Source organism: Aliibacillus thermotolerans, from assembly GCF_027853235.1.
GTDB lineage: Bacteria > Bacillota > Bacilli > Bacillales > Marinococcaceae > Aliibacillus > Aliibacillus thermotolerans.
Genome location: NZ_WKJG01000087.1, coordinates 1 through 2,703, shown reverse-complemented (window position 1 = coordinate 2,703; position 2,703 = coordinate 1). Strand labels below are relative to the sequence as shown.

The 2,703-nt window shown below is 39.7% G+C and carries 3 protein-coding genes; all 3 read left to right on the top strand.

All coding sequences use genetic code 11. The features are described from left to right. Positions 1 to 239 precede the first annotated feature (239 nt). Complete coding sequence (locus tag GJS40_RS12795; RefSeq protein ID WP_270898248.1) at positions 240 to 875, top strand: DsbA family oxidoreductase; 636 nt, start codon at positions 240 to 242, stop codon at positions 873 to 875. A gap of 95 nt (positions 876 to 970) precedes the next feature. Then, the gene (locus GJS40_RS12790) at positions 971 to 1,549 is read left to right on the top strand and encodes a cupin domain-containing protein (RefSeq protein WP_270898247.1); all 579 of its coding nucleotides are present in this window, start codon (positions 971 to 973) and stop codon (positions 1,547 to 1,549) included. Positions 1,550 to 1,939: 390 nt separating this feature from the next. After that, positions 1,940 to 2,605, top strand: a complete 666-nt coding sequence (locus GJS40_RS12785) for a putative RNA methyltransferase (protein WP_270898246.1) — start codon at positions 1,940 to 1,942, stop codon at positions 2,603 to 2,605. The last annotated feature ends 98 nt before the right edge of the window (positions 2,606 to 2,703 follow it).

The following is a 2,703-nucleotide window of genomic DNA, read 5'->3' as shown; positions in this document are numbered from 1 at the left end:
TCTCAAAGGGAAAGCGAATATTCCTGTATATCAAGCGCTCAAAGGATTGAGAGGCTTTTAAAAAGAGATTAATAGCACGTCAAAGGAGTACCCAGCAAGAGTGAATCCGCTTACAATTATTGGGGTTCACAAAAAGTTGCCCACAAATGGTTGACTCAGACGAACTAGTCATCTCATTTGATTGATAGACTAAAAAGCGAGATAATAATGAGAACAATAAAGTTCGAGGAGGAATTTGTGTGAAAATTGAAGTGTGGTCGGACATTGTTTGTCCTTTTTGTTATATCGGGAAGAGAAGGTTAGATCAGGCACTGGAGAAGTGGGAAAATAAAGAAGAAGTAGAAGTAGAATTTAAAAGTTTTCAATTAGATCCGAACGCGACAAGAGGAGAACGAGGAAGCATTCATCAACAATTAGCAACAAAATATAACATGCCTGTTGCTCAAGCGAAAGGGATGAATAGCCAAGTAGCGGAACAAGCGAAACAAGTTGGCTTGGATTATGATTTTGATCAAGTGATTCCTGCGAATACGGCGGCTTCTCACCAGTTGAGCCAGTACGCGAAAACAGAAGGTAAAATGGTTGAAGTGATGGAACTGTTAATGAAAGCGTACTTTATTGAAGGAAAAGATGTGAGTGACACGGATACGTTAGTGGAGATTGGAAAAGAAGCAGGACTTGATCCAAAGAAAGTAAGGAAAGCATTAGAAAGTGATGCGTACAAATCAGACGTGGTGCGTGATCAGCAGGATGGCAGTACCATTGGTGTTCAAGGCGTTCCATTTTTTCTATTTAATAGAAAATTTGCCGTCTCCGGTGCACAACCTGAAGAAGCATTTTTACAAGCGTTAGATAAAGCAGTAAGTGAATCATAATAAAAGAGCAATTTATTTTCGATTATTATAGGCACCTTTCACTGTTGTCCGACGTAGGATAGCTTCTGAACACAGAATGAAAGGGGCAAATAATTATGTACTACGGACACCCATATTGGTATGCAGTACATCCATATTACATGTATCCTCAGGTGGCAGATAACCGTTTTATTTATCCAAACGATCAGGAAGCGTTCCGAGATGGTGATGAATTTGATGAGGATATGGAACGCAGAGATTACGGAAGAAGACCTTACGTGGTAAATATTGAAAGAGCGACAAGAAGAAACAATGCCTATCGATCCGCGTTGTGGACGGGAAGACATTTACAAGTAACGTTAATGAGTCTGAGAAGCAGGGAGGAAATTGGCTTTGAAAGGCATCCTCAAACAGATCAATTGATAAAAATTGAACAAGGAAGAGGATTGATTCAAATCGGTGACAGCAGGCAACGGCTAGAAGTGGAGCAGCAAGTTCGTCAGGGAGACGCAATCATGATACCAGCTGGAAAATGGCACAATTTGACGAATATCGGACGGGAATCATTGAAATTGTATTCTATCTATGCCCCGCCAGAACATCCATTTGGCACGGTTCAGCAAACGAAACAAAATGCAGGTAATCATCATCACCCACCTTATCACCATCGAGAAGATGAAGAGGAGTTAGAATAGCTTTTTAAATAGATTTAATACGGCCAATGATGAAGGAGAAGATTCTTCCTTTGGCCGTGGCTTATTATTAACCAAGTAGGAGTTTCTGAAACCCTAAAATAAGGACTTGACCGATTTTTTATCCATAGAGAGGCTTCCTTCTCACACTCTCGTACACTTTTAGACTGACACCTTTTGTGGAAATGTCTTACTCTCGCGTAGTCGAGCACTTTCAGAACCGATTCATCTGTGGAAGTGTGTGACCTTTGCTTAGTGGAGCACTTCTGGCTCGAAATTATCCGTGGAAATGTTTCATCTTTGCTCAGTCAGGCGCTTCCGGCTTTTCCTTGCCTCTACCTTGGATACCAGGACTATTATGTTATTCAGAAAATATACCCTGGAGGTATTAGGTTGAAAAAAGAAAGCAGAAAAATTCAAAGCGCGCGGCACATAGAACAACATGAAAATATCTTTGCATGCCCAATTTGCCAAAAAGATATGCGTGTTACGGGGTTAAAAAGTATCCGTTGTGAGAAAGGCCATACCTTTGATTTTGCGAAACAAGGGTACGTAAATTTTTTAAACCAACCAATACATACAAAATATGGGAAGGATTTTTTTGAAGTTAGAAAAATATTACTTTCAGAAAGCGGTTTTTACACACCTCTTCAACATGCATTGTCAGAAATTGTCGCGGATATTACCCTTGGGAAAGAAGAGGAGATATCCATTTTGGACACTGGATGTGGGGAAGGGACGTACCTGCACCATATTACTAATCATTTACGCAGAAGTTGTGCCAAAAAAGTGGTTGGGGTAGGAGTGGATATTTCAAAAGAAGGCATTATTGCCGCCGCAAGAAACTATGACCAACATATTTGGACAGTAGCAGATCTAGCCAACATGCCTTTTCATGATAAACAGTTTACAATGATTTTAAGCATCTTTTCTCCATCTAATTATGAAGAATTCCTCCGTTTGTTGAAACAGGATGGCGTTGTTATAAAAGTCGTGCCAGAAAAAAATTATTTGAAAGAATTACGTACTTACTCAACTTTCGCACACAGAAATATTTAAGCATTGCTTGATATAATTAGGTATAGTGGCCAACCATTTATTCATTTGATTTTTAAAGATGTCCATGTTCAAAGAAACCTCGGCTTCCGCCAAAGTTT